The organism is uncultured Comamonas sp., from assembly GCF_964277875.1.
Taxonomy (GTDB): Bacteria; Pseudomonadota; Gammaproteobacteria; order Burkholderiales; family Burkholderiaceae_C; genus Comamonas; species Comamonas sediminis.
In genome coordinates, this window is record NZ_CAXYJV010000010.1 from 117,283 (window position 1) to 139,998 (window position 22,716).

General features: G+C 63.7%; 21 protein-coding genes. 19 read left to right on the top strand and 2 right to left on the bottom strand.

Features of this window, described 5'->3' with window-relative positions:
* The first annotated feature begins 138 nt into the window (after positions 1-138).
* Entirely contained in the window at positions 139-1,089 is a 951-nt protein-coding gene (locus tag ACHWUQ_RS05345) for an AEC family transporter (protein WP_394680532.1), read from the top strand.
* 17 nt (positions 1,090-1,106) lie between these two features.
* On the opposite strand, the gene priA is transcribed toward ACHWUQ_RS05345, so the two are convergent.
* A complete protein-coding gene (priA, locus tag ACHWUQ_RS05350) occupies positions 1,107-3,272 on the bottom strand; it encodes a primosomal protein N' (RefSeq protein WP_394680562.1) in 2,166 nt (721 codons plus the stop codon).
* Positions 3,273-4,006: 734 nt separating this feature from the next.
* On the opposite strand from priA, the gene ACHWUQ_RS05355 reads away from it, so the two are divergent.
* The 6 genes from ACHWUQ_RS05355 to ACHWUQ_RS05380 all read left to right on the top strand — a co-directional run bounded on the left by ACHWUQ_RS05355 (position 4,007) and on the right by ACHWUQ_RS05380 (position 11,522).
* Positions 4,007-4,837 (top strand): lysophospholipid acyltransferase family protein, encoded by an 831-nt coding sequence (locus ACHWUQ_RS05355; RefSeq protein ID WP_394680533.1) that lies wholly within the window; start codon positions 4,007-4,009, stop codon positions 4,835-4,837.
* A gap of 79 nt (positions 4,838-4,916) precedes the next feature.
* Positions 4,917-5,906, top strand: a complete 990-nt coding sequence (locus ACHWUQ_RS05360; protein ID WP_373450658.1) for a M48 family metallopeptidase — start codon at positions 4,917-4,919, stop codon at positions 5,904-5,906.
* A 37-nt stretch (positions 5,907-5,943) separates the two neighbouring features.
* Positions 5,944-6,375 carry a rhodanese-like domain-containing protein gene (locus ACHWUQ_RS05365; protein WP_239810558.1) on the top strand — a complete coding sequence of 144 codons (432 nt, stop codon included), beginning with the start codon at positions 5,944-5,946 and terminating at the stop codon, positions 6,373-6,375.
* Positions 6,376-6,557: 182 nt separating this feature from the next.
* Entirely contained in the window at positions 6,558-7,304 is a 747-nt protein-coding gene (locus ACHWUQ_RS05370) for an ABC transporter permease (protein WP_373450657.1), read from the top strand.
* Positions 7,294-8,679 carry an ABC transporter ATP-binding protein gene (locus tag ACHWUQ_RS05375; RefSeq protein ID WP_394680534.1) on the top strand — a complete coding sequence of 462 codons (1,386 nt, stop codon included), beginning with the start codon at positions 7,294-7,296 and terminating at the stop codon, positions 8,677-8,679. The genes ACHWUQ_RS05370 and ACHWUQ_RS05375 overlap by 11 nt, the downstream gene beginning before the upstream one ends.
* Positions 8,676-11,522 carry a class I SAM-dependent methyltransferase gene (locus ACHWUQ_RS05380; RefSeq protein WP_394680535.1) on the top strand — a complete coding sequence of 949 codons (2,847 nt, stop codon included), beginning with the start codon at positions 8,676-8,678 and terminating at the stop codon, positions 11,520-11,522. The genes ACHWUQ_RS05375 and ACHWUQ_RS05380 overlap by 4 nt, the downstream gene beginning before the upstream one ends.
* A gap of 75 nt (positions 11,523-11,597) precedes the next feature.
* Here the strand turns inward: ACHWUQ_RS05380 and lysM are convergent, their stop codons facing one another.
* On the bottom strand, positions 11,598-12,062 hold the full coding sequence (gene lysM / locus ACHWUQ_RS05385; RefSeq protein ID WP_239810562.1) for a peptidoglycan-binding protein LysM: 465 nt from the start codon (positions 12,060-12,062) through the stop codon (positions 11,598-11,600).
* Positions 12,063-12,241: 179 nt separating this feature from the next.
* Here lysM and ACHWUQ_RS05390 point away from each other — a divergent pair, with 179 nt between their 5' ends.
* The 12 genes from ACHWUQ_RS05390 to ACHWUQ_RS05445 all read left to right on the top strand — a co-directional run bounded on the left by ACHWUQ_RS05390 (position 12,242) and on the right by ACHWUQ_RS05445 (position 22,714).
* Positions 12,242-13,015, top strand: coding sequence for a type III pantothenate kinase (locus tag ACHWUQ_RS05390; RefSeq protein ID WP_239810563.1), 774 nt, complete (start codon positions 12,242-12,244; stop codon positions 13,013-13,015).
* Positions 13,016-13,128: 113 nt separating this feature from the next.
* On the top strand, positions 13,129-14,184 hold the full coding sequence (rfbB, locus tag ACHWUQ_RS05395; protein ID WP_394680536.1) for a dTDP-glucose 4,6-dehydratase: 1,056 nt from the start codon (positions 13,129-13,131) through the stop codon (positions 14,182-14,184).
* Positions 14,147-15,136 carry a dTDP-4-dehydrorhamnose reductase gene (rfbD, locus tag ACHWUQ_RS05400; protein WP_394680537.1) on the top strand — a complete coding sequence of 330 codons (990 nt, stop codon included), beginning with the start codon at positions 14,147-14,149 and terminating at the stop codon, positions 15,134-15,136. Before rfbB ends, rfbD begins: the two co-directional genes overlap by 38 nt.
* 2 nt (positions 15,137-15,138) lie before the next feature.
* Entirely contained in the window at positions 15,139-16,029 is an 891-nt protein-coding gene (gene rfbA / locus ACHWUQ_RS05405; protein ID WP_394680538.1) for a glucose-1-phosphate thymidylyltransferase RfbA, read from the top strand.
* Between the two features lie 4 nt (positions 16,030-16,033).
* Positions 16,034-16,582, top strand: coding sequence for a dTDP-4-dehydrorhamnose 3,5-epimerase (rfbC, locus tag ACHWUQ_RS05410; protein ID WP_239810567.1), 549 nt, complete (start codon positions 16,034-16,036; stop codon positions 16,580-16,582).
* Positions 16,583-16,769: 187 nt separating this feature from the next.
* On the top strand, positions 16,770-18,428 hold the full coding sequence (gene gspE, locus ACHWUQ_RS05415) for a type II secretion system ATPase GspE (RefSeq protein WP_373450656.1): 1,659 nt from the start codon (positions 16,770-16,772) through the stop codon (positions 18,426-18,428).
* Positions 18,421-19,698 (top strand): type II secretion system F family protein, encoded by a 1,278-nt coding sequence (locus ACHWUQ_RS05420; RefSeq protein ID WP_394680539.1) that lies wholly within the window; start codon positions 18,421-18,423, stop codon positions 19,696-19,698. Before gspE ends, ACHWUQ_RS05420 begins: the two co-directional genes overlap by 8 nt.
* Before the next feature lie 26 nt (positions 19,699-19,724).
* Positions 19,725-20,156, top strand: a complete 432-nt coding sequence (gene gspG / locus ACHWUQ_RS05425) for a type II secretion system major pseudopilin GspG (RefSeq protein WP_239810570.1) — start codon at positions 19,725-19,727, stop codon at positions 20,154-20,156.
* 41 nt (positions 20,157-20,197) lie between these two features.
* Entirely contained in the window at positions 20,198-20,695 is a 498-nt protein-coding gene (locus ACHWUQ_RS05430; RefSeq protein ID WP_239810571.1) for a GspH/FimT family pseudopilin, read from the top strand.
* Positions 20,692-21,132, top strand: a complete 441-nt coding sequence (locus tag ACHWUQ_RS05435) for a prepilin-type N-terminal cleavage/methylation domain-containing protein (protein WP_394680540.1) — start codon at positions 20,692-20,694, stop codon at positions 21,130-21,132. The genes ACHWUQ_RS05430 and ACHWUQ_RS05435 overlap by 4 nt, the downstream gene beginning before the upstream one ends.
* Positions 21,129-21,851, top strand: coding sequence for a prepilin-type N-terminal cleavage/methylation domain-containing protein (locus tag ACHWUQ_RS05440; RefSeq protein ID WP_239810573.1), 723 nt, complete (start codon positions 21,129-21,131; stop codon positions 21,849-21,851). Before ACHWUQ_RS05435 ends, ACHWUQ_RS05440 begins: the two co-directional genes overlap by 4 nt.
* Before the next feature lie 50 nt (positions 21,852-21,901).
* Complete coding sequence (locus ACHWUQ_RS05445; protein WP_239810574.1) at positions 21,902-22,714, top strand: general secretion pathway protein GspK; 813 nt, start codon at positions 21,902-21,904, stop codon at positions 22,712-22,714.
* Positions 22,715-22,716 lie beyond the last annotated feature (2 nt).

A 22,716-nucleotide genomic window follows, 5' to 3' on the forward strand; every position in this document is an offset into this window, starting at 1 on the left:
TGATACGGCTTTCTGCCGGATCAGCGCCTGACAAGACCGACCCTGCGTATGGCCGGTCTTTTCTTTTAGGGGGCGGGCGCATCGCTGCCGGTCCCTCTCGCTACATCTGCGCTGGCGCATTCTGGGCACAATCGAGCTGTGCTGTCCGTCTTCCTCGTCACCTTTCCATTCTTTGCGCTGGTGCTGTGCGGCTTTGCGGCCACGCGGCGCGGCATCTTCCCGCTGCCAGCGATTGCCGGCGTGAATGCCTTTGTGCTGTACTTTGCGCTGCCTTGCATGCTGTACAAGGCCGGCTCATCGCTGCCCTTTGCGCAACTGATGAACCTGCCCATTCTGCTGCTGTATGTGCTGTGCCAGTTGCTGCTGGTGGCCGGCTGCGTGGCGGGCGCGCGCCTGCGCGGCATGGACTGGAACAACAGTGCCTTTGGCGCCCTGGTGACGGCCTTTCCCAATACCGGTTTCATGGGCCTGCCGCTCCTGGTGGCGCTGCTGGGCGAAGCGGCAGCCGGCCCGGCGATCGTGACCATGCTGGTGGACATGGTGTTCACCACCTCGCTGTGCCTGGCACTGTCGCGCATGGATGGCGCCGCAGGCAATGCGCGGGCAGCGTTGCTCAAGGCGCTCAAAGGCGTGCTCACCAACCCCATGCCCTGGGCCATCTTGCTGGGCGCGCTGGCCTCGTTCATGGAGTGGAAGCTGCCCCAGGCGCTGGACCAGACCGCTGGCCTGCTGGGCAGCGCTGCGACACCGGTGGCGTTGTTTGCCGTGGGCGCGGTGCTGGCCCGCTCCAAGATGGTGGAAGAAGAGCACGCCACGCCCGCCAGCTATGTGCCGCTGGCGCTGGTCAAGCTCTTCGTGCATCCGCTGCTGGTGCTGGGCCTGGGCCACGCCGCCATCGCCGCAGGGCTGCCGATCAACCGCTTTGCGTTGCTGGTCGTGGCGCTGGTGGCGGCATTGCCGAGCGCCAGCAATGTCACCCTGCTGGCCGGACGCTATGGCGCCCACAATGGGCGCATTGCGCACATCATCCTGGTCAGCACCGCGCTGGCCTTTGTCAGCTTTTCGGCGGCGGTCAGCTGGCTGGTCTGAGGGCGCTGCGCCGCGTTTCAGATGGCCTGAGGGTCGACATCGACCAGCCAGCGCACCAGACCCTTGTGCTCCGGGTGCGCGCGCAACCAGTGCAGGCAGGGCTGCCAGGCACGCAGGAACTGCTGCAAGGCCTTGCGTGACGGACTTTCGATCAGCATCTGGGCCCGCTCCACGTTGGCGACCCGCTGCATGGACAGCGGAATCGGCGGGTAGACAAAGACCTCGCTGCCTTCCAGCAGCTGCTGGCTCTGCGCCAGCTCCGAAGCGGCGCGCAAAAAGGCCTGGGCTTCCTGTTGCGAGCGGGCATCAGCGCGGATGATGGCCTGGTGGGCAAACGGGGGCATGGCTGCATCGCGCCGCTCCTGGAGCTGCTGGGCGGCAAAGCCGCTGTAGTCCCACTGGCGCAGGGCCTGGTAGACGGCATGCTCGGGCTGCTGCGTCTGCAGCCACATCTCCACCGCGCTGCCCTGGGCGGCGACATAGGCGGCATCGCGCCCGGCGCGGCCGGCGGCCTGCAGCAGCAGCGAGAACAGCCGCTCGGGCGCACGAAAGTCGCTGGACATCAGCGCATCATCGGGCTGCACGGCGGCGACCAGGGTCACGCGCCGGAAATCATGGCCCTTGGCGACCATTTGCGTGCCGACCAGCACATCGACATCGCCGGCATGCACATCAGCCATTTTTTCTGCCAGCGCGCCTTTTGCCTTGGTGGTGTCGGCATCGATGCGGGCGATGCGGGCCGGCTGGCTGTCGGGGCGCTGCACATTGCGCAGCAGGCGCTCGAGTGCTTCTTCGAGCTGCTCGGTGCCTTTGCCCAGCGGCAGGATGTCCGGGTTGCCACAGCTGGGGCAGGCCAGTGGCACGCGCTGGCTGTAACCGCAGTGGTGGCAGCGCAGCGTACGGTCCACCTTGTGGAAGACCTGGTGCGCGCTGCAGTGCGGGCAATCGCTTTTCCACCCGCAGTCACCGCAGAACAGCACGGGCGCAAATCCGCGCCGGTTGAGCAGCACCAGCGCTTGCTCGCCGCGCTCCACGCGCTGCGTGATGGCTTGCACAAGCGCGGGTGAGAACAGTGTCTGGCGCGGCTGCTGGCGCATATCGACGAGGCGCAGCCGGGGCATCTGCCCGGCGCCAATGCGGCTGGGCATGGCCAGCCGCAGGTAGCGGCCGCCCGCATCCTTGCCGCTGGCAGGGCGGCTGGCCCACCAGCTCTCGAGCGACGGGGTGGCCGAGCCGAGGATCACCTGGGCTTGCAGGTCATGGCCGCGCCAGATGGCCAGGTCGCGTGCCGAGTAACGCGCCCCTTCCTGCTGCTTGTAGCTAGCGTCATGTTCTTCATCGACGATCAGCAGCTGCAGATGCGGCATGGAGGCAAACACGGCCATGCGCGTGCCCAGCACGATGCGGGCCTGGCCGGTGTGGGCGGCGAGCCAGCTTTTGAGGCGCTGCGCTGCGGTCATCCCGCTGTGCATGCTGACGACCGCGTCGGGGCCCAGCGTCGCTGAAAAGCGCGCCTGGAACCGCGCTTCCAGTTGCGGCGTGAGGTTGATTTCCGGCACCATCACCAGGACCTGGGCGCGGGGATCGCGCTGCAACAAGGCCTGCGCCTGGTGCAGATAGACCTCGGTCTTTCCGCTGCCCGTGCTGCCAAAAAGCAGAAAAGGTCCTGTATTTTTATCTATCTGGGTACAAACTTCCATCTGCTCCTGGCTCAAGGCCAGGGCTTGGTCAGCAGCGATATCACCGCTCGGAGCCTTTTTCTTGCGTTTGAGGCGCCGCGCCCATTGCTCCACGGTCAGGTCTCGCAACGCCGGAGGCAGCGTTGCAATCGCCATTTCACCCAAACTGCGTTGGTAATAACGGGCCGCAAAGTGCACTAAACGCAGCCAACTTTCGGGCAAGGGGGCGATGGCTTCGAGCACTGCGGTGATGGGCTTGATCTTTTCCGGGTCGCCAGCAAAAGCGGTGTCGATGCCCCAGACGACCCCCATCACTTCCCGCTTGCCCAGGGGCACCCGCACCAGGGTGCCGGGGGGCAGTGGCTGGTCGGCGCAGTAGGTGAGCAGTTCACTGGCCGCGCTGATGGCGCTGTAGGCGGGCGTGTGGACGGCGATGGACAGCAGAATCAAGGCGCAAGGATCGGTGGTGCGGGGGAGCTCCGAGTGTAGCGACTGGCCCGGCATGGCACTGCCCCAGTTCACACAGGTGCCCGAGCCTTCCAGTACGGTGTTTATCCTGATTGCGCCCGGGGGTACGGCCACCCGGTAACAAACCAAAGAACTTATACACAAGGCAAATCACAAGAGAAATCAATAGCTGGCTTCGATTTCTGTGGATAACTTTGTTGAAATATCGGCTGTCTGATCTGGATCAGAATTACCACACATTGTCCAATGGCTTGGCATAAGCGCTGGCAAAATTTTTTTATATATATCTTTCATTGGGTTATATTTTTTGTTCGCTGCATGCGCCCGATAGCCGCAGGATATTGTGCTAAAGGGCCTGCTTTCCACATTGTGTGTATAAGTGCTTGCTCCGGTGCGGTGCCCGGGCCTGAGCGGGATCCAGACCCCGCTGCGCTTATCCACAATTTCTCGTTAAACAGCTGAGTTATCCACTGCAATTCTTTGATGGCATTGGAAAAAATAGTGCTTCAACGGGAACTTCCGCAAGCATGCGCTGCGCGTCAGCTGCATTTGCAGCGCACGGGGGCTTCAGCTTCCGATATGATTCACAGCCGTTCCCTGGCGGGCAGGGCCGACCGCTGTCCTGATCCCGCTGATGCACGTGCCAACGCATCGGTCCAGCGCTTGCTGCATGATGCAGCTGCGCCGGTTCCTGGCTTGCAGTTGGGCCTGCCGACATTGCCAGCCGAAGTCCCGACTTTTTGCGTTCTCCCTGCTTTCCTACTTGCTCCATGTCTCTGATCCGATCGATTCTGCACACGCTCTTCATGAGCCTGACGGTGATCCCCTACACCCTGACCATCCTGCTGCTGCGGGTGTGCGGTGCCAGCAGCCGGGCCCGTTATGCAGTGGCGCGCCGCTGGCTCAAGCTGTCGGCAGACAGCGCTGGCTGGTTCTGCGGCATTCGGGTGCGCACCCAGGGCATGGAGAATCTGCCCGTCGCCGGCCAGCCCGGCAGTGACAAGGGTGTGGTGCTGCTGTGCAAGCACCAGTCGACCTTTGAGACCTTTCTGATGCCCGCCATCATGCCGACGCCGCTGGCCTATGTGTTCAAAAAGGAGTTGCTGAAGATTCCTTTCTTTGGCTGGTCCATCGGCAGCCTGGACATGATCCATATCGACCGCAAGGACGGCAGCCGCGCGTTCCACAAGGTGGTGGAGCAGGGCAAGCGCCTGCTGGGCCTGGGCATCTGGGTGATTATGTTCCCCGAAGGCACGCGCATTGCTCGCGGTGAAAGCGGCGAGTACAAGACGGGCGCGACACGCCTGGCGATCATGGCCGGTGCCCGGGTGGTGCCGATTGCGGTGACCTCTGCCAAATGCTGGCCGCGCAAGGCTTTTGTCAAGACGCCAGGCATTGTCGATGTGTCCGTCGGCAAGCCTATCGACAGCCAGGGCCGCAAGCATGATGAGTTGATGGCGGAGGTGGAGTACTGGATCGAGTCCGAAATGCGCCGCCTGGACCCGGAGGCCTATGTGGGCAAGCCTGCGCTGCAGGCGCCTGCAACGGCAGTGGCGGCGGCACCGTCCGCAGCTGCCGGGCCGGGTGCGGCCGCCCACTAAAGGACAATGGCTGCTGTGTCCGCCGCTGAGCGCGCCTTGCTGAGGTTCTGCCGCAGAACGGGGTATGGCCATGGTTGATGTGCGTCGCCTGGTGCAGATGGCGCTGGACCTGTGGGAGCGCAGCGAGCCGGCTGCCGCTGCAGCGCCGGTGCCGCCACCGCCTCCAGCGGCCGCGGCGATAGCGGATGCCAGGCCGGTGTCACTGCCCGATTCCGCGCCTGCGGCGCCTCCGCTGCGCCTGCCAGTGCCGCCTCCCGCACCGGTCGCCCGCCCCGCAGCCCCGGCAGCACCGGCCTCCTTGCAGGCGCACCCCGCTGCCAATCGCAGCATTCTGTTGCAAGGCCAGCGGGTGGCCTACTTGCTCCAGCGCGCCAAGCGGCGCAGCATTGGCTTTGTGGTGAGCGAAGACGGGTTGGTCGTGCGTGCGCCGCGCTGGGTGACGCAACCGGGCATTGACGAAGCGCTGCAGGACAAGGCCGGCTGGATTGTGCGCAAGATCGCCGAAATGCAGCAGCGGCGTGCCAGCAGCCTGAGCGCCAGCATCCAGTGGGAAGACGGCGCCAGCCTGCCGTTTCTAGGGCAGCCACTGCAACTGGTGGTGGACAGTGAGCAGCGCGTGGCGCGCTCGGGGGCGGTCTGGCGGGTCGAGGAAGACGTGCCGGGCTCGCCCTCGCGCCTGTACCTGGCGCTGCCTCCCAGTGCGGGGCGCACGCAGATTCGTGATCTGGTGCAGGCCTGGTTCATCCAGAGTGCACGTCAGCATTTCCTGGCGCGGCTGGCCCATTTTGCGCCGCTGCTGGGGGTGCACTACACCAGCTTGCGCCTGTCGAGTGCCGAGACGCGCTGGGGCAGCGCCAAGTCCGATGGATCGATCCGGCTGAACTGGCGGCTGATGCACTATGCGCCGGCCGTCATCGACTATGTGGTGGCCCATGAGCTGGCCCATTTGCGGGTGATGGACCACAGCCCCCGTTTTTGGGACACCGTGGCCGAGGTGGTGCCTGACCACCGCGCGCTGCGCCAGCAACTGAAGGACATGCCGGCCCCGCCCTGGGACCGGGCAGCGTAGCGGGGCTGGACCTACCCGCACTATTGAAGAGGTGTCTATGAGCTTGACCGCAGAACAGCAGACCATCGTGCCTGCCAATGGCTATGCCGGTGATATTGGTGCCCGGCTGGCCTGGCACTGGGTGCAAAACCAGCAGGCCGTGCTGGTCGATGTGCGCACGGATGCAGAACGTGCCTGGGTCGGGCAGGTGCCCGGCGCCGTAGCCATTGCCTGGAAGCAGTGGCCGGATATGGCGATGAACCCCGATTTCGATGCCCAACTGCTGGCACTGGCCCAGCGGGCGCCGGGCGCCAAGATCGTGCTGCTGTGCCGCAGCGGGGTGCGCTCGGTAGCGGCGGCGCAGCGCGCCAGCCAGTTGGGGCTGGAGGCCTACAACATCCTGCAGGGCTTTGAGGGCGATGCGAATGCCCAAGGTCAACGCGGGCAGCTCGGGGGCTGGCGTTACCAGGGTTTGCCCTGGTCCCAATGAGCGCCGTAATCGTCGCTGCTTGTAACCGGGCTGCTTGCGAGGCAGTCGGAATACGGCTGACCCTGTAAACTTGTCCGCCTCATGATGGATGGAGTGACACATTGACTGTCGGTGTAGGCAGCGCCGCCTCTGCGCGCGCATTGGTGGATAGCGTGCGTGTGCACTGGCCGCTGGTGGTCAAGATGACGCGTCGTGAAGTGAGTGAGCGCTTCAAGGGATCGCTAGGCGGATGGCTGTGGGCGGTGCTGATACCGCTGTCCATGCTGGTGATCTACACCTTCGTGTTCTCCGTGGTGTTCAAGGCGCGCTGGGGTGAGGGGCCGGAGTCCAAGACCCAGTTCGCGATGGTGCTGTTTGCCGGACTGATCGTCTACGGACTGTTTTCCGATGTGCTCAACCGCGCGCCCCATCTGGTGCTGGCCAATGTGAACTACGTCAAGCGCGTGGTGTTCCCGCTGGAGATTCTGGTGGTGGTGGCCGTCTGCTCGGCCCTGTTCCAGGCGCTGGCCAGCCTTGCGGTACTGCTGGTGGCGCTTTTGGTGCTCAATGGCAAGATCCCGCTGACCGCCGTGCTGCTGCCGGTGGTCTGGATGCCCTTGGTGCTGCTCAGTGTCGGCGTGGGCTGGTTCTTTGCGTCGCTGGGTGTATTTGCCCGCGATCTCAAGCAGATCACCGGCGTGATGACGACCATGCTGATGTTCATCTCGCCGATTTTCTTCCCGGTGCATGCACTGCCTGCCAGCTTTCAAACCGCGATGTGGCTCAATCCGCTGACTTTTTTCATTGAACAGACGCGCGCCGTGCTGATCTGGGGCCGCATGCCGGACTGGACCGGCTGGGCGATCAGCATGCTGGCCTGCAGCCTGGTGGCCTGGCTGGGCTTCGCCTGGTTCCAGAAGACGCGCAAGGGATTTGCCGATGTCCTCTGAATCTCTGGCACTGGACGTACAGGGCCTGGGCAAGTGCTTCCATATCTATGACGCGCCCGGCGACCGCTTGCGGCAGTTTGTGATGCCGCGCCTCTCGCGCCTGCTGGGGCGTGAGGCCAAGCCCTACCACCGGGAGTTTTGGGCGCTGCGCGGGCTGGACCTGCAGGTGGCCAGGGGTGAGACCATTGGCATCATCGGCCGCAATGGCTCGGGCAAATCCACCTTCTTGCAGATGGTCTGCGGCACCTTGGCGCCCAGCTGCGGCGCGGTGACCACCCACGGCCGCATCGCCGCGCTGCTGGAGCTGGGCGCCGGCTTCAACCCCGAGTTCTCGGGCCGGGACAATGTGGTGATGAACGCGGCACTGCTGGGGCTGAGCGATGCACAGATCGCCGAGCGCTTTGACTCGATTGCCGCCTTTGCCGATATTGGCGAGTTCATCGACCAGCCGGTCAAGACCTATTCCAGCGGCATGTATGTGCGGCTGGCCTTTGCGGTGATTGCGCATGTGGACGCCGATATCCTGGTGGTCGACGAGGCACTGGCGGTGGGCGATGCGGTGTTCACCCAGAAGTGCATGCGTTTTCTGCGCAGCTTCATGGAGCGGGGCACCTTGCTTTTTGTCAGCCACGATACGGCTGCCATCAAGAGCCTGTGCGACCGCGTGGTCTGGATCGACAAGGGCCAGGTGATGCAGATCGGACCGACCAAGGAGGTCTGCGACCGCTACATGCAGGCCTGCTATGAGGCCGAGCAGGGCAGTGGCCCGGCGGCAGCAGCGCCACCAGCAGCACCTGTGTTCGACGCCAGCCTGCCCTGGCATGACCAGCGGCGCGATTTCTTCCGCGCAGAGCCGCTGCGCAATGACATTGAGGTGTTTCGCTTCAACCCCGAGGCGCCTTCGTTCGGCCTGGGTGGCGCTCGCATCACTGGCGCCTGGCTGATGGATACGCAGCAGCGACCCTTGCACTGGGTGGTGGGGGGTGAGCCGGTGGTCTTGCGCATTCAGGCGCAGTGCCACCAGCCCCTGGCTTCGCCCATCGTCGGCTTTGTGGTCAAGGACCGCACCGGCCAGGCGGTTTTTGGCGACAACAGCTATTTGAGCTATCTGGGCCAGCCCGTGGCCTGTAGCAGCGGCCAGGTCCTGCAGGCCGAGTTCAGTTTTGACATGCCCCGGATGCCGGTGGGCCATTACGCGATCGACGTCGCGCTGGCCGATGGCTCGCAGCACGACCATGTGCAGCAACACTGGATCCAGGATGCGCTGCACTTCAAGTCCGAATCCACGAACATGGCCACCGGTCTGCTTGGCATTCCGATGCGGTCCATCGTGCTGCAGGCCGGCCAGGCGCAACAGGAAACCTCTTCCCCATGAACCGTATGACAGACTTCCCGGTGCAGGCACGCGCCGACTATGATTGGCTGCTTCCCGCCGCCTTGTTGGAGCCCTACCATCTGACCCACCCCGCGCCTTGGGCGGGGCATATTCCGTTTGCCGCATGGCTGATGGCGGTGGCGCAGCCGCGCAGTCTGGTGGAGTTGGGGGCGTATTCCGGCATCTCCTACCTGGCTTTTTGCCAGGCCATTGCCGAGCAAGGCTTGATGACGCGCGCCTATGCGGTCGACACCTGGGAGGGCGATGCGCATGCCGGCGCCTACGGCGAGCGCATTTATGCCAGCCTGCGCCAGGCCCATGACCCGCACTACACCCAGTTCTCGACCTTGATGCGCATGCGCTTTGACGAAGCCCTGCCCAGCTTTGCCGATGGCAGTGTCGATGTGCTGCATATCGATGGCCTGCACACTTACGAGGCAGTGCGCCATGATTTCGAGACCTGGCTGCCCAAGCTGAGCGAGCGCGGCGTGGTGCTGTTTCACGACAGCAATGTGCACCGTGATGACTTTGGCGTGCACCAGCTCTGGGCGGAGCTGGAGGGGCGTTACCCGAGCCTGCACTTTCCGCACAGCAATGGCCTGGGCGTGCTGCTGGTGGGCGCGCAGCAGCCTGCGTTGCTGCGCCGGCTGTGTGACCGCGGTGATGCGGTGTTTCAGCGCGAGGTCTGCCGGGTGTTTGCGGCGCTGGGAGCACGGCTGGAGGTCAAGGCCGAGATGATGGCGCTGCAGCATGCGCTGGGTGATCGGCAGCAGCATATCCAGACGCTGGAAACGGCCGGCCAGCAGCGCCACAGCTGGATCGAGAAGCTCGATGGCGATATCCGCAGCCTGGAGCTGGAGCGCGAGCAGCTGCGTGCGCATCTGGAGGGCTCCCAGGCCCAGGCCCAGCACAGCCAGAATGCGCTGGAGCAAGCCCAGGCCCAGGCCCAGTGGCTGACGGCGCGCCAGCAGCAGCAAGACATCAAGCTGCTGGCACTGCAGCAGGACCTCACCCAGAAGCAGTGGCAGATCGAGCAGCAGACCCAGCAGATGCAGGCGCTGGCGCGCCAGCTGTCGCCGCTGTGGCGGCTCACCGATTTGCTGCGCAAATGCAAGCGTGCCGTGTTCCGCATCAAGCAGAAACTGGCGCCCTATGAGCCCGCCATGGTTCGGCGTGTGCGCCACGCGCTGCGCCGCAAGATGCGCCAGGCCGGTGGCGCGCCTATACCCGCAGTAGCACTGCTGCCCGGCAGCAACCGCCATTACGGCATTTTGGCGACAGCGCACACGCAGTTTGTCGCGCATGCGCTGGCCCGGGTGCTGCGCAAGGCGGGCTTTGAGGTGAGCCTGTTCCAGGATGTGCCCCCCGAAGGCTTTGGGCTGGACATGTACATCGTGGTCTGCCCACAGATGTTCAAGCAGCTGCCCCCGGGGGAGAGGCGTATCGTCTTCCAGATGGAGCAAAGCGTGAGTCCGCGCTGGTTCACTGACGAGTACCTGGCGATTTTGGAAAACTCGCTGTCCGCCTGGGACTATGCGCCGGCCAATCTGGCCTTTCTGGAGACCAAGGGAATTCGTTACCCGCACACCTTCCTGGTGCCGATCGGTGGCGTCGCCGCGTATTCGCAGCTGCTGCAGGACTGCGGCGAGCCGGCTTTGCCGGAGGTGGAACCGGGCTGCGACGTGCTGTTCTATGGCGATGTCAACGCCCCGCGCCGCCAGGAGATGCTGCAGGCGCTGCAGCGCCAGTTCTCGGTGCGCATCGAAGGCAATCTGTTTGGCGATGCCTTGCGCCAGGCGGTGCGCCAGGCGCGGGTGGTCGTCAACATCCACTACTACGAAGGTGCGCTGCTGGAGACCACCCGGGTCTACGAGTGCCTGAGCCTGGGCACGCCGGTGGTGACCGAGAGCAGTGCCGATATCCACCAGCATGCGGCCTTGCTGGACAACCCCGCGCTGCGGGTGACGCCGGTGGGCGATGCCCAGGCGATGGTGCAGGCGGTGCAGGAGATGCTGCAGCTGCAAGCGCAGGCGCCCGGGCAGGTGCAGCGTGGGCTGGCAGACGAGCTTGCCCGCAGCGGCCAGCAGTTCGAATTCATGGTGCTGCGCGCCCTCTATGCGCTGGGACGGATTGACACCGCACAGTGGGAGGCGCTGACCTCGTCGCAACCCTTGCCAGGCCGCTGCATGGTACTGAGCATGCCCGAGACCGTGCGCCGCCGTGCGCATTTCATCGAGCAGACCCTGCCGGGCCTGCAGACGGAGGTGAAAGTGTTTGACGGCGTGCGTTACAGCCCTGGCTGGTTGGGCTGTGCCATGAGCTACCAGTATCTGGCACGCAAGGCTTTGCAGACCGGGGTGGCGCAGCTGGAGATCATGGAAGACGATGTCGAGATGCCGCCCGACTATGCCCAGCGCCGGGCACGCATTGATGGCTGGTTGGACGCGCATCCTGGCGAGTGGGATATCTTTGCCGGCCTGATCGCTAAGATCCACCCGGGTACCCAGGTGCTGGAGGTGCAGGAGCAGGACGGCGAGACCTTTGTGGTGCTGGACCGCATGACCAGCATGGTGCACAACATCTACGCGCAGCCTGCATTGGAGGCACTGGCGCAGTGGGATTCGTCGATGCGCGATCCGCACACCAACACCATCGACAGCTACCTGCAGGGCCGCGCGCAGATGCGGGTCGTCACTACCTTGCCTTTCCTGGTGGCCCACACCACCGATATGGATTCCTCACTCTGGGGCATCAACAACCACGAATACCTGGCCGTCATCTACAAGGCGGAGCAGGATTTGCGGCAGCTGGTGGATCGTTTCAAGCAGGCGCAGGGCCACTGACCTGCTAGCCTGGATAAAAAAATCCCGCACCGGCCGAGCCGTGTGCGGGATTTTCGATTCAGGGCTGGGCCTGGATTACAGCGCAGGAATACGCAGCTTCTGGCCGGGGTAGATCTTGTTGGGGTCGCTCAGCATCGGCTTGTTGGCCTCAAAGATGGTCATGTACTTGTTGGCATCGCCGTACATCTTCTTCGAGATGCCCGACAGCGTGTCGCCCGAGACCACATCGTAGTACTTGGCTTCTGGCTCGGGGTTGGTGACGGTCATCTGGTTATCCACGTCGCTGACGCTGGAGACGTTGCCGCAGCACAGCGTGACCTTTTCCTTGGCAGCCTGGGTGGGTGCCACACCCGTCACGGTGACCTTGCCAGCGTCGAAGGCGACCTTCACATCGGAGACGCCCAGGTTCTGGGTGCCGATGTATTTTTCGATGGCCGCGCCTGCCGCCGCGTTCAGGTCTTGCGGTGCGCTCGCAGCAGCAGCTTCTTTGCCGCCAAACAATTTTTCACCGGCTTCCTTGATAAAGCTGAACAGTCCCATGGTGACTCCTAGAGGGTTGGTTACAGGAAGCGTTCAATATATAGGGGAATGGCAAAGGTATGAAGTCGGACAGAACCGCTTGAAAAAAATTCACAGTGCAGAGGCCGTTCATCCTTGGCGCCGCGCGGATGTTGCACGGGCAACAAGGCCGGCGGCTAAAAAGGCCGATAATGCCGCCCATGCATTTTCTGGCCATCGACGTAGGGAACACACGCCTCAAGTGGGCGATGTATGACGCAGCACAACCTGGCGCCGCTGTGCTGGCCCATGGCGTGGAGTTTTTGGACAACATCGAGCGTCTGGCCGAGGGCAGCTGGGCCGAGTTGCCGGAGCCGCAACACATGCTCGGCTGCGTGGTAGCTGGCGATGTGGTGCGCCGCCGCGTGCAGGCGCAGATGGACATCTGGGATCTGGCGCCGAACTGGGTGGTGTCCTCCAACGCCGAGGCGGGCCTGACCAATGGCTACGACCACCCCAGCCGCCTGGGCACGGACCGCTGGGTGGCGATGGTGGGCGCCTGGCACCATGTGCTGGCCCAGGGGCGCCAGCGCCCGGTGGTCGTGGTCATGGTGGGTACGGCGGTCACTGTCGAAGCCATTGATGCCGATGGCAAGTTTCTGGGCGGTTTGATCCTGCCGGGCCACGGCATCATGCTCAAGGCACTGGAGTCGGGCACCGCCGGGCTGCATGTGCCTACCGGCGAGGTGCGGCCGTTCCCCACCAATACCAGCGATGCGCTGACCAGCGGCGGCACCTATGCGATCGCTGGTGCGGTCGAACGCATGGTGCAGCATGTGACCGCCCACTGCGGGCAGGAGCCTGCCTGTGTGATGACAGGCGGTGCGGGCTGGAAGATGATGCCGAGCATGACCCGGCCCTTTGAACTGGTCGAGAACCTGATTTTTGACGGCCTGCTGCATATTGCCCGCAGCCGTTTTGGTTCGGCGGCCTGACACTTATCCACATGCGGTTACAGCGATAGCCCCTGGATGGGCCAAGGCCCGGCGGTGTGGCGGAAGGGCAATGCGATAATGGACGGTTATTTGTTGAACTACCTGTACTGACCATGATTCTCGTCACCGGAGGCGCCGGCTTTATCGGCTCGAATTTTGTGTTGGACTGGCTGGCGGGTTCCGATGAACCGGTGGTCAATCTCGACAAGCTGACCTACGCGGGTAATCTGCATAACCTTGCAAGCCTGCAGGGCGACAGCCGCCACCAATTTGTGCATGGCGACATCGGTGACCGCGCACTGCTCGACCGCCTGCTGGCCGAGCACCAGCCGCGTGCCATCGTGCACTTTGCGGCCGAGAGCCATGTGGACCGCTCGATCCACGGCCCCGAAGATTTCATCCAGACCAATGTGGTCGGTACCCTGCGCCTGCTTGAAGCCGCGCGCGCCTACTGGAGTGGCCTCGAAGGTGAACGCAAGGACGGTTTCCGCTTTCTGCATGTCTCGACCGACGAGGTCTACGGCAGCCTGGAGAAGGACGACCCGGCCTTCACCGAAACCCATAACTACGAGCCCAACAGCCCCTACAGCGCCAGCAAGGCCGCCAGCGACCACCTGGTGCGCGCCTGGTTCCATACCTACGGCCTGCCGGTGCTGACCACCAACTGCTCGAACAACTACGGCCCCTACCATTTCCCCGAGAAGCTGATCCCGCTGATGATCGTCAATGCGCTGGCCGGCAAGCACCTGCCGGTCTATGGCGACGGCATGCAGATCCGTGACTGGCTCTACGTCAAGGACCACTGCAGCGCCATCCGCCGCGTGCTGGAAGCGGGCCGTCCGGGTGAGACCTACAACGTGGGCGGCTGGAACGAGATGCCCAATATCGACATCGTCAAGCATGTCTGCAGCCTGCTCGATGCGCAGCGCCCACGCGCCGATGGCCGCTCCTACGCCGAGCAGATCAGCTATGTGAAGGACCGCCCCGGCCATGACCGCCGCTATGCGATCGATGCGCGCAAGCTGGAAAAGGAGCTGGGCTGGAAGCCTGCAGAAACCTTTGACAGCGGTATCCGCAAGACCGTGCAGTGGTACCTGGACCACCAGGACTGGGTGGCCCAGGTGCAGTCGGGTGACTACAAGGACTGGGTCAGCAAACAGTACGCCTGACGGCGGGACGCAGGCGTGCCGGGCAGCTGCGTGCCAGGGCGCCTTACAGGACGATGCGATGAAAATACTGTTGTTGGGCAAGAACGGCCAGGTCGGTTGGGAGCTGCAACGCAGCCTGCTGCCACTGGGCGAAGTGGTGGCGCTGGACCGTGCCAGCACCCCGCTGTGCGGTGACCTGCTGCGCCCCGGGGCACTGGCCGAGACCGTGCGGGCGCTGGCGCCCGATGTGATCGTCAATGCGGCTGCCTATACCGCCGTGGACAAGGCCGAGAGCGAGCCCGGGGCAGCTCGTACCATCAATGCCGAGGCCGTGGGCGTGCTGGCGCGTGAGGCCCAGGCACTGGGCGCCTGGTTGGTGCATTACAGCACCGACTATGTCTTCGATGGCGGTGGCAACCAGTCCTGGCAAGAGGACCAGGCCACCGGCCCGCTGTCGGTCTACGGCCAGACCAAGCTCGAAGGCGAGCAACAGATCGCCGCCAGCGGCGTGAAGCATCTGATCTTTCGCACCAGCTGGGTGTATGCAGCGCGCGGCGGCAACTTTGCCAAGACCATGCTGCGCCTGGCGCAGGAGCGCGACAAGCTGGCCGTCATCGATGACCAGTGGGGAGCGCCTACCGGTGCTGATCTGATCGCTGATGTGACCGCGCATGCGCTGCGCACGGCCATGGCGTCGGGCGAAGACCTGAGCGGCATCTACCATCTGGTGGCGGGTGGCGAAACCACCTGGAACCGCTATGCCCGCTTTGTGCTGGAAACCGCGCGCAAGATCAACCCGGCGCTCAATTTGACCGCGCAGGAGGTGCAGGCGGTCGACACCTCGGCCTTCCCGACCCCCGCGCGCCGCCCCCACAATTCCCGTTTGAACACCCACAAATTGCAGCAGCGCTTTGCGCTGGATTTGCCCGACTGGCAGACCGGCGTGCAACGCATGCTGCAGGAGATTCTCTGAACATGACAGTGCAAGCACGCAAAGGCATCATTTTGGCGGGCGGCTCCGGCACCCGCCTGCACCCGGCCACCCTGGCGGTCAGCAAGCAGCTGCTGCCGGTGTACGACAAGCCGATGATCTACTACCCGCTGACCACCTTGATGCTGGCGGGGATCAAGGAGATCCTGATCATCAGCACGCCGCAGGACACCCCGCGCTTCGAGCAGCTGCTGGGCGATGGCAGCCAGTGGGGCATCCACTTGGAATACGCCGTGCAGCCCAGCCCTGATGGGCTGGCGCAGGCCTTTCTGATTGGCGAGGACTTTCTGGCCGGTGCGCCGAGCGCGCTGGTGCTGGGTGACAACATATTCTATGGCCATGATTTCCACACGCTGCTGGCCAGCGCGATGCAGCGTGATACGGGCGCCAGTGTCTTTGCCTACCATGTGACCGACCCCGAGCGCTATGGCGTGGCCGACTTTGACAAGCAGGGCAAGGTGTTGTCGCTGGAGGAAAAGCCCGCCAAGCCCAAGAGCAACTACGCGGTCACGGGCTTGTATTTCTATGACAGCCAGGTGGTGGATCTGGCCAAAAGCCTCCAGCCATCGCCTCGTGGCGAGCTGGAGATCACCGACCTGAACCGCCTGTACCTGGAGCAGGGGCAGCTGAGTGTGGAGATCATGGGCCGGGGCTATGCCTGGCTGGATACCGGCACGCATGACAGCCTGTTGGATGCAGGCCAGTTCATCGCTACGTTGGAAAGCCGCCAAGGCCTGAAGATTGCCTGCCCGGAAGAGATCGCCTGGCGCAGCGGCTATATCGGGGACGAGCAACTGGCGGCCCTGGCCAAACCCTTGGCCAAGAACGGCTACGGCCAGTACCTGCAGCGGCTGTTGCTGGAGCCCAGGGAGTAAAGCCATGCAAGCGATTGATACGGCACTGCCGGACGTCAAGATCATCGAGCCCAAGGTGTTTGGCGATGCGCGCGGTTTTTTCTACGAGAGCTTCAACCAGCGGGCTTTTGATGCCGCCGTGGGCCGGCACTATGACTTTGTGCAGGACAACCACAGCAAGAGCAGCCGGGGTGTGTTGCGTGGCCTGCACTACCAGCTGGAGCAAGCGCAGGGCAAGCTGGTGCGGGTGGTGCAAGGCCGGGTGATTGATGTGGCCGTCGATATCCGCAAAAGCTCGGCGACTTTCGGCCACTGGGTGGCCGTCGAGCTGAGCGAAGACAACCAGCGCCAGCTGTGGGTGCCGCCCGGTTTTGCACATGGATTTGTGGTGGTCAGTGATACCGCCGAGTTTCTATACAAAACAACAGATTACTACGCGCCGGCCCACGAACGCTGCATTATCTGGAATGATGCACAGTTGTCGATTGACTGGCAGTTGAACGGCCTGGAGCCACAGCTGTCGGCCAAGGACCAGCAGGGCAAGGCCTTTGCCGAGGCCGATGTTTTTGCCTGAGTTTGCCTTTCCTACCAAATGTCTCCCATGCCTGGCCCCTACACTGGGTGCCCTATAGGCTAAGGGGATGGATACCACGCCTGCCATAGGCTTCAGAGACCATAGACGCATGAGCACCAGCACCATTGACGATTTCAGCGACGCAGCCCTGGCCCTTGGGTCCGGGCGCCGCCCTTTGCTGGGCGAGATGCTGGTGCAGGCCGGCAAGCTGTCGCCGCGCGACCTGGAGCGTGCGCTGCAGGCGCAGCAGGAGATGGGCAGCCTCATCGGCCAGGTGCTGGTCCAGCTGGGCCTGGTCTCCGAGCCGGATTTGATGCAGACGCTGGCCACCCAGCTGCAGATTCCTTTCACCTTGGGTACGGATTTTCCGGCCGAGGCGATCAGCGTGCCGGGCCTGATGCCCGAGTTCCAGCAGTCGCAGCACGTCTTTCCGTTGCAACTGCAAGATGGTGTGCTGGACGTGGCGATGGCTTCGCCCCAGGATCCGTTCGTCATCAAGGCGCTGCAGATGTCGACCGGTCTGCAGATTCGCCCGCATCTGGCACTGCAGGCCGATATTGAAAAAGCGCTGCAGGAGCCTGAGCCGGAAGCCGAAGAGGAAGACGGCGATGACATGTTTGGCGACGGCTCCGATGTCGGCGACTTTGTCGAGCATCTGAAGGACCTGGCCAGCGAGGCGCCGGTGATCCGCCTGGTCAACAGCATCATCGGCAAGGTGACCGATCTGCGTGCGTCTGACATTCACCTGGAGCCTTTTGACGATGGCCTGCATGTGCGCTACCGCGTCGATGGCGTGATCCACCCCGGTGAACTGGTGCCGCCACGCCTGTCCGCGGCCGTAGGCTCGCGTGTCAAGCTGATGGCGCATCTGGACATTGCCGAGCGCCGGCTGCCGCAAGACGGCCGCATCAAGACGCGCGTCAAGGGCCGTGAGCTCGACCTGCGGGTCTCCACCGTGCCTACCGTGCATGGCGAGAGCATCGTGATGCGTGTGCTGGACCGCGCCAGCGTGCGGTTGCAGCTGGAAACCATGGGCTTTGCGAAGGACACGCTGTCCAAGTTCAACGACCTGCTGGCCCGCCCGCACGGCATTTTGCTGGTGACCGGGCCCACGGGTTCGGGCAAGACCACTACCTTGTATGCGGCGCTGTCCAAGATCGATGCGCTGGAAAACAAGATCATCACCGTGGAGGACCCGGTCGAGTACCAGCTCGAAGGGATCAACCAGATCCAGGTGCATGCCCAGATCAACCTGACCTTTGCCAACGCGCTGCGCTCCATCCTGCGCCAGGACCCGGACATCATCATGATCGGTGAAATGCGCGACGGTGAAACGGCGCAGATTGCCGTGCAGTCCGCGCTGACGGGTCACCTGGTGCTGTCTACCCTGCACACCAACACCGCTGCCGGTGCCATCACTCGTATGCAGGACATGGGCGTGGAGAGCTACCTGATCACCTCCTCTGTCAACGGCGTGCTGGCCCAGCGCCTGGTGCGCACCTTGTGCGGCAATTGCAAGGAGGCCTACGAGCCTGGCGAGGAGGTGCGCAAGCGCTCCGGCCTGGCGCGCTTCAGCGAAGTGGGCCAGCCCATCTACCGTGCGGTGGGCTGCAACGCCTGCCGCCAGACCGGCTACAAGGGCCGTACCGGCATCCATGAGCTTTTCGTGCTCGATGAGCCGATGCGCAATGCCATCAATGCGGGCAAGGATTCGAACGAGCTGTTCAACCTGGCGGCCAAATCCGGCATGCTGAGTCTGCACGAGGACGGCCTGCGCAAGGTGGCCGCCGGCATGACCACGTTGGACGAAGTCGCCCGCGTCACCCAGGACCAGATCGATGGCTGATTTTGCCTGGCACGCGATCAATGCTGCGGGTGAGCAGGTTCGCGGCACTTTCCAAGCGCCCAATGCGGCGGCAGTGCAAAAGCACCTGCGTGCGCAAAAGCTCACGCCGGTGCGCATTGTCGACGGGGCAGATGCTGCTGCACTGATGCCCGCGGGGGCCAAGGCAGCAGGGGCCAAGCCGGCCGCTGCGGCCAGCGCGATTGGCAAGGCCAAGGCGACCAAGTCGCAAAAGGGCCCGGCCAAGGCCGCCGATGTGCTGGCGATGACCTCGGAGCTGTCGATCATGCTCAAAGCCGGCCTCGCGCTGGACAATGCACTGCGCGTGCTGATCGACATGGCCTTCAAGGAGAGCATGCGCGAGCTGCTGACCGGCGTGCTCGAAGCGGTCAAGGGCGGGGTGCCGCTGTCCAAGGCGCTGATGGTGCACCAGGAGCTGTTTGGCGATTTCTACATCAATATGGTGCGCTCGGGTGAGGCCAGCGGCCAGATGTCGGCCGTGTTGCAGCGGCTGGTAGAGCATCTGGAGCGCCAGCGCGCGCTCAAGGAAAGCGTGGTCTCGGCCACCATCTACCCGATGATTCTGGTGGCGGTCGCGATTCTGTCGCTGATCGCGATGCTGGGCTTTGTGGTGCCGCAGTTCGAGAAACTGTTCACTGACATGGGTGATGCGCTGCCCACGCCGACCAAGATCGTGATGACCATTGGCCAGGTGTTCCGCAAGAACGGCTGGGTGGTGTTGCTCGGTGGCGCGGCGGTGGTCTACCTGCTGCGCAGCTGGCTGCGCTCGCCCAAGGGCCGGTTGTGGTGGCAGGGCGTGTTGCTGCGCATGCCGATTCTGGGGCGCCTGGCGCTCAAGTACCAGCTGACCCTGTATTCGCGCTCGCTGGGTACCTTGCTGGGCAATGGTGTGCCGTTGCTGACGGCACTGCATATTGCGACCGATACGGTCAGCAACCGCCTGATCCAGGCGGAGCTGGCCAAGATTCCGCCCATCGTCAAGGAAGGCGGAAAGATGGTGCAGGCGATGAACACCACGACGGTGTTCGAGCCGCTGGCGGTGAACCTGGTGCGCGTCGGTGAAGAGACCGGGCGCCTGGGCTCGATGATGCTGGAGCTGTCGAATATATTGAACCGCGAGGTGGAAACCGGCATCAAACGCGCCCTGACGATGATCGAGCCTGTGCTGATCCTCGTCCTGGGCATCATGATTGCCTCCATCATTGTGTCGATCCTGATGGGCATTCTGTCCGTCAACGATCTGGCTGCTTAATTTTTATACTGCAAGGAGAGCCCGCCATGAAGGCCTTTTTCACCCAAAAGACGCCACGCAAGAGCCGTGGTTTTACGCTGATCGAACTGCTGGTGGTGCTGGCCATCCTGACCTTGCTGGCCGGTCTGGTCGGCCCCAAGGTGCTGAGCCAGTTGGGCGGCGCCAAGTCCAAGACTGCGGGCGTGCAGATTGCTGACCTGCAAAAGGCACTCGATATCTTCAAGCTGGACACCGGCCGCTACCCGACCACCGAAGAAGGTCTGGATGCGCTGGCCAAGCAGCCGGGCAATGTGCGCGGCTGGAACGGTCCGTATCTGTCGGGCGGCGTTCCCAATGACCCTTGGAACAATCCCTACCGTTACAGCTACAACGGTGGCCGGGTGGAGATCCTGTCGCTGGGCGCCGATGGTCAGCCTGGTGGTGAAGGCGAAGCTGCCGATGTGCGCAACGCGCAGTAACCCGGCCTGCGTTTCTTCTCAGGTTTGACCAGGAACTCCCCGTGCCGACTGCCTTGCCATGGCTGAGCCGACACCCGCGCGCCGCAAAGCGCCCAGCAGCCCATCAAGGCTTTACCTTGATCGAGCTGATGGTGGTGTTCGCCATCATGGCCCTGGTGGTGGCGATGGCGCCGGTCGCCTATGACCGGCTCAAGGACGGGGTGCAGTACCGTGACACCGTGCGCACAATGATCAGCCAACTACGTTCGGCCCGGTACGTTGCGGTGTCCCAAGGTGAGCCAGTGCGCTTTACCGTCGACCTGCAGACCCGGCACTACGGTTATGCGGGCTCGGTCAAGGACATTCCAGAGACCGTGGATCTGCGCACCACGGTGGCAGATCGCGAGTTTGTGCCCAACAGTTCGGCCTCGATCGTGTTCCTGGCCTCGGGCGGCTCGACCGGCGGCAGTGTGGAGATTCTGCGCAAGAATGGTGCCGGCACGCGGTTGCGGGTGGACTGGCTGTCGGGCCGGGTCACCCAGGAGCCTTTGTTCCAATGAGGCGGCAGTCGTCCCTGTCCCGGCGGACCCGGCGCCAGCGTGGCATGACCCTGCTGGAGATTCTGGTGGCGCTGTCCATCATGGCGATCTCATTGGGCATGATCTACCGGGCCACCGGCAGCAATGCGCGCAGCGTCGGCGATCTCGATCGTTACCAATATGCGGTGCAGCTGGCGCAGTCCATCATGGACTCGCGCGATTCGGTCTATGAAAGCGGCTGGAACGAGTCCGGCCAAAGCAATGGCTACCAATGGAGCGTGCAGAGCGCACCGTTCAAGACCGGGGTGGACGAGAGCCCGAACATCCCCGTGCTCCATGAGGTGCATATCAGCGTGAACTGGGCGGAGGGCGACCGCCCGCGTGTGTTCGAGCTCACCACCTTGCGTGCACAGCGCAGGCCACCCGATCCTGCTGAGAATGTGGTGCCCGCAGGATGAGCCGCATTCGTACTTCTTTATGGACGCATGGCAATCCATGCCCACGCCGCACGGCCGCCGGCTTCACGCTGGTGGAGATGCTGGTGGCCATGTCCTTGCTGTCGCTGATCGTCTTGGGTCTGGCCGGCGCCATGGGAACAATGGGCCGCACCGAAACCAGTATCGACAACCGGCTCGAACGCATGGACGAGTCGCGTGCCAGCACCGATTTTTTGCGCGCCGTGCTGGGCCGTATCTCTGCCAAACGCGTGCAGGGCTTGCAGCAGCAGGGCATGCTCAGTGCCGCGCCTTCGGCATTTTTCTTTGAAGGCGCTGGCCAGTCGATGACCTGGGTAGGGGTGATGCCTGCGCGTTATGGCGTGGGTGGCCGCTACCATTTCCGGCTGGCAATGGGCAGCTACGACGGCGCACCAGCCATTGTGCTGAGTTATTTGCCCTGGACCGATGCGCAGACGCTGCCCGACTGGGGTGCGGCGCAGACGTATCCGCTGCTGACGCATGCGACCGGTTTGTCTTTTCAGTACCTGGATGGCGCGATCGATCCGCCGCAATGGGGCAGCGACTGGGGGGCGGTCGACCGGCTTCCCCAGGCGGTGCAGGTGGTGATGACTACCGACACCTCGGTGCTGCCACCGGTGGTGGTGCAGTTGCGCGTGATGCCTGCTGGCGACCCACGCGGCGGTGGTGGTGGTGCGAGCCTGGGAGGTTCCTTGGGATGATGCGAGCACCTCTTCAACACCGTACGCAGGCCGGACCTCAGCAACAAGGCATGGCTTTGATCGCCGTGCTCTGGTTGGTGGCTGCGCTCAGCCTGATGGTGACCGGCGTCAGCGGCGTCGTGCGCCAGGAAGCCAAGATGATTGGCGTGGCCAAGGACAAGGTGACCGCGCAGGCCGTGGGCGATGCGGCCGTGGTCATGGTGCTGCAGCAGCTGGCGGCCGATCGCACCATTTTGCAGGAGACCACCGAGACCTCGGTCAATTACCAGGGTACCCAGGTAGCGGTCAGTGTGATGCCGCTCAACGGCCTGATCAATATCAATGGCGCATCGTTGCCGCTGCTGACGGCGCTGATGAGCGTGGGCGGGGGATTGCCGGAAGGCGCCGCCCAGGAGCTTGCGGTAGCGGTCCTCGATCGCCGGGAGCGCTCTTCGCTCGATGGCCGCCGGCCGGAGCGTTTTGAGGCGATAGAAGACCTGATGCAGGTGCCCGGAATCGATTACGACCTCTATGCTAGACTCGCGCCCTTGATCACGGCGGCGACCGCCGGCTCAGGAGGCGCCACGGTCAATCCGTTGGCGTCGCCTCCGGATGTGCTGCGGGTGCTGGCTAACGGAGATGAGGGCATTGCAGCCCGTATCGCTGCATCGCGTGGTCAGCCAGGGCTGGACACCACTGGCCTGGACGCCAACTTGGCGCGCCCTGGCGGCGCACAGCGCCGCTACCGCATAACGGCCCAGGTGCCGATGGCGGACGGACGGATTTTTCTTGTAGATCGCAGTGTGTACTTCGGGGCCAGAACGAGAGACGGCCTGCCCTGGTATACGTTTGAAGCGCGCCAGATGCTGAAGCCAGCATCCTGATC

Excerpts from the sequence above, each read along its gene's own strand:
- rfbA (WP_394680538.1), top strand. The coding sequence starts at position 15,139 with ATGACAGTGCAAGCACGCAAAGGCATCATTTTGGCGGGCGGCTCCGGC.
- ACHWUQ_RS05370 (WP_373450657.1), top strand. The coding sequence starts at position 6,558 with ATGACGCGTCGTGAAGTGAGTGAGCGCTTCAAGGGATCGCTAGGCGGA.
- ACHWUQ_RS05445 (WP_239810574.1), top strand. The coding sequence starts at position 21,902 with ATGGCTTTGATCGCCGTGCTCTGGTTGGTGGCTGCGCTCAGCCTGATG.
- ACHWUQ_RS05365 (WP_239810558.1), top strand. The coding sequence starts at position 5,944 with ATGAGCTTGACCGCAGAACAGCAGACCATCGTGCCTGCCAATGGCTAT.
- ACHWUQ_RS05440 (WP_239810573.1), top strand. The coding sequence starts at position 21,129 with ATGAGCCGCATTCGTACTTCTTTATGGACGCATGGCAATCCATGCCCA.
- lysM (WP_239810562.1), bottom strand. The coding sequence starts at position 12,062 with ATGGGACTGTTCAGCTTTATCAAGGAAGCCGGTGAAAAATTGTTTGGC.
- gspG (WP_239810570.1), top strand. The coding sequence starts at position 19,725 with ATGAAGGCCTTTTTCACCCAAAAGACGCCACGCAAGAGCCGTGGTTTT.
- priA (WP_394680562.1), bottom strand. The coding sequence starts at position 3,272 with ATGCCGGGCCAGTCGCTACACTCGGAGCTCCCCCGCACCACCGATCCT.
- ACHWUQ_RS05435 (WP_394680540.1), top strand. The coding sequence starts at position 20,692 with ATGAGGCGGCAGTCGTCCCTGTCCCGGCGGACCCGGCGCCAGCGTGGC.
- gspE (WP_373450656.1), top strand. The coding sequence starts at position 16,770 with ATGCTGGTGCAGGCCGGCAAGCTGTCGCCGCGCGACCTGGAGCGTGCG.
- rfbC (WP_239810567.1), top strand. The coding sequence starts at position 16,034 with ATGCAAGCGATTGATACGGCACTGCCGGACGTCAAGATCATCGAGCCC.
- rfbB (WP_394680536.1), top strand. The coding sequence starts at position 13,129 with ATGATTCTCGTCACCGGAGGCGCCGGCTTTATCGGCTCGAATTTTGTG.
- ACHWUQ_RS05375 (WP_394680534.1), top strand. The coding sequence starts at position 7,294 with ATGTCCTCTGAATCTCTGGCACTGGACGTACAGGGCCTGGGCAAGTGC.
- ACHWUQ_RS05390 (WP_239810563.1), top strand. The coding sequence starts at position 12,242 with ATGCATTTTCTGGCCATCGACGTAGGGAACACACGCCTCAAGTGGGCG.
- ACHWUQ_RS05420 (WP_394680539.1), top strand. The coding sequence starts at position 18,421 with ATGGCTGATTTTGCCTGGCACGCGATCAATGCTGCGGGTGAGCAGGTT.
- ACHWUQ_RS05355 (WP_394680533.1), top strand. The coding sequence starts at position 4,007 with ATGTCTCTGATCCGATCGATTCTGCACACGCTCTTCATGAGCCTGACG.
- ACHWUQ_RS05380 (WP_394680535.1), top strand. The coding sequence starts at position 8,676 with ATGAACCGTATGACAGACTTCCCGGTGCAGGCACGCGCCGACTATGAT.